The 3,354-nt window shown below is 65.8% G+C and carries 1 protein-coding gene; it reads left to right on the forward strand.

The window, feature by feature from the left end; translation table 11 throughout:
• Positions 1–3,354: DNA-directed RNA polymerase subunit beta (gene rpoB, locus E1267_RS43110; RefSeq protein ID WP_132342010.1), on the forward strand; the 3,354-nt coding region annotated here is incomplete at both ends.

Here is a 3,354-nt window from a genome sequence, read left to right on the forward strand (position 1 = left end):
GCAGACCGAGTCGTTCGATTGGCTGCTCGGCAACGAGAAGTGGAAGGCCCGGGTAGAGGCGGCTCGCCAGGCCGGGCGCAGGGACGTCCCGACCCAGTCGGGTCTCGAAGAGATCTTCGAAGAGATCAGTCCGATCGAGGACTTCTCGGGGACCATGTCCTTGTCGTTCCGCGACCACCGGTTCGAGCCGCCGAAGTACTCCGTAGACGAGTGCAAAGACAAGGACATGACCTTCTCCGCCCCGATGTTCGTGACGGCGGAGTTCATCAATAACACCACCGGTGAGATCAAGAGCCAGACGGTGTTCATGGGCGACTTCCCGCTCATGACGCCGAAGGGCACCTTCATCATCAACGGCACCGAGCGTGTCGTGGTCTCCCAGCTGGTCCGTTCGCCCGGCGTCTATTTCGAACGCAACGTCGACAAGACGTCCGACAAGGATCTCTACGGCTGCAAGGTCATCCCGTCCCGGGGTGCCTGGCTGGAGTTCGAGATCGACAAGCGCGACAGCGTCGGTGTGCGCATCGACCGCAAGCGCAAGCAGGCCGTCACCGTGCTTCTCAAGGCACTGGGGTGGACCAGCGAGAAGATCCTCGAGCGTTTCGGCCGGTACGAGTCGATGCGGGCCACCCTGGAGAAGGACCACACGGCCGGCCAGGATGACGCCCTGCTCGACATCTACCGCAAGCTGCGGCCGGGTGAGCCGCCGACCAAGGAGTCGGCGCAGACCCTGCTGGAGAACCTCTACTTCAACCCCAAGCGGTACGACCTGGCCAAGGTGGGCCGCTACAAGATCAACAAGAAGCTCGGGATCGACGCCGAGATCACCCGGAACACGCTGACCGAGGACGACATCGTCGCCACGATCGACTATCTGGTCAGGTTGCACGCCGGCGAGGACATGATGCCGGGCGCCAACGGGGAGACCGTCGTCGAGGTCGACGACATCGACCACTTCGGCAACCGCCGCCTGCGCAGCGTCGGCGAGCTCATCCAGAACCAGGTGCGCCTGGGCCTGGCCCGCATGGAGCGCGTCGTGCGCGAGCGGATGACGACTCAGGACGTCGAGGCGATCACGCCGCAGACCCTGATCAACATCCGCCCGGTGGTGGCGTCGATCAAGGAGTTCTTCGGCACCTCCCAGCTGTCGCAGTTCATGGACCAGATCAACCCGCTGGCCGGGCTGACGCACAAGCGCCGTCTGAACGCGCTGGGCCCCGGTGGTCTGTCGCGTGAGCGGGCCGGCTTCGAGGTCCGTGACGTGCACCCGTCCCACTACGGCCGGATGTGCCCGATCGAGACCCCTGAAGGTCCCAACATCGGCCTGATCGGGTCGCTGGCCTCCTACGCCCGGCTCAACGCCTTCGGCTTCGTGGAGACGCCCTACCGCAAGGTCGTCGACGGCAGGGTCACCGACCAGATCGACTACCTGACCGCCGACGAGGAAGACCGTTTCGTCAAGGCGCAGGCCAACACCGTGCTCAACCCCGACGGCACGTTCGCCGAGTCCCGGGTCCTCGTCCGCACCAAGGGCGGCGAGACCGAGCTGGCCCGTGCCGAGGAAGTCGACTACATCGACGTGTCGCCGCGCCAGATGGTGTCGGTGGCCACGGCGATGATCCCCTTCCTCGAGCACGACGACGCCAACCGCGCGCTCATGGGCTCCAACATGATGCGGCAGTCGGTGCCGCTGCTCAAGAGCGAGGCGCCGCTGGTCGGCACGGGCATGGAATACCGTGCCGCGACCGACACGGGTGACATGGTCACCGCCGAGAAGGCGGGGGTCGTCGAGGAGATCTCGGCCGACTACGTCACGGTCGCGAACGACGACGGCACGCAGACGACATACCGTGTGGCGAAGTTCAAGCGCTCCAACATGGGCACCTCGTTCAACCAGAAGCCCATCGTCGCCGAGGGCGACCGGGTCGAGGTCAACCAGGTGATCGCCGACGGGCCGTGCACCGACCAGGGTGAGATGGCGCTCGGCAAGAACCTCCTGGTGGCGTTCATGCCGTGGGAGGGCCACAACTACGAAGACGCGATCATCCTGTCGCAGCGGCTGGTGCAGGACGACGTGCTGTCCTCGATCCACATCGAGGAGCACGAGGTCGACGCCCGTGACACCAAGCTGGGTCCCGAAGAGATCACGCGTGACATTCCCAACGTCTCTGAGGAGGTCCTGGCCGACCTCGACGAGCGCGGCATCATCCGCATCGGCGCCGAGGTCGTTCCCGGCGACATCCTGGTCGGCAAGGTCACCCCGAAGGGCGAGACCGAGCTGACGCCTGAGGAGCGGCTGCTGCGTGCGATCTTCGGTGAGAAGGCGCGTGAGGTCCGTGACACCTCGCTGAAGGTGCCGCACGGTGAGCAGGGCAAGGTCATCGGCGTGCGGGTGTTCAGCCGTGAGGAGGGCGACGAGCTGCCGCCGGGGGTCAACGAGCTGGTGCGCGTCTATGTGGCGCAGAAGCGTAAGATCACCGACGGTGACAAGCTGGCCGGCCGGCACGGCAACAAGGGTGTCATCTCCAAGATCCTTCCGGTCGAGGACATGCCGTTCCTGGAGGACGGCACTCCGGTCGACATCATTCTCAACCCGCTGGGCGTGCCCGGCCGGATGAACGTCGGCCAGGTGCTGGAGACCCATCTGGGGTGGATCGCCGCCAGGGGCTGGGACATCTCCGGCATCCAGGAGGCCTGGGCCGACCGGCTGCGCGAGAAGGGTTTCGAGAAGGTCGCCCCGCGCACCAACATGGCCACCCCGGTCTTCGACGGCGCCCACGAGCAGGAGATCGTCGGTCTGCTGCAGAGCACCGTCGCCAACCGCGACGGTGACCGGATGGTGCAGCCGAGCGGCAAGGCCCGGCTGTTCGACGGGCGCAGCGGCGAGCCGTTCCCCTACCCGATCTCGGTCGGATACATCTACATCCTCAAGCTGCTCCACCTGGTCGACGACAAGATTCACGCGCGTTCGACCGGCCCCTACTCCATGATCACGCAGCAGCCGCTGGGCGGTAAGGCCCAGTTCGGCGGCCAGCGTTTCGGTGAGATGGAGGTGTGGGCGCTGGAGGCCTACGGCGCGGCGTACGCGCTGCAGGAGCTGCTGACCATCAAGTCCGACGACGTCCTGGGCCGCGTGAAGGTCTACGAGGCGATCGTCAAGGGCGAGAACATCCCCGAGCCGGGCATCCCCGAGTCCTTCAAGGTGCTCATCAAGGAGATGCAGTCGCTGTGCCTCAACGTCGAGGTGCTCTCCAGCGACGGCATGTCCATCGAGATGCGTGACACCGACGAGGACGTCTTCCGCGCCGCGGAGGAGCTCGGTATCGACCTGTCCCGGCGTGAGCCGAGCAGCGT

Source organism: Nonomuraea longispora, from assembly GCF_004348345.1.
Classification (GTDB): domain Bacteria; phylum Actinomycetota; class Actinomycetes; order Streptosporangiales; family Streptosporangiaceae; genus Nonomuraea; species Nonomuraea longispora.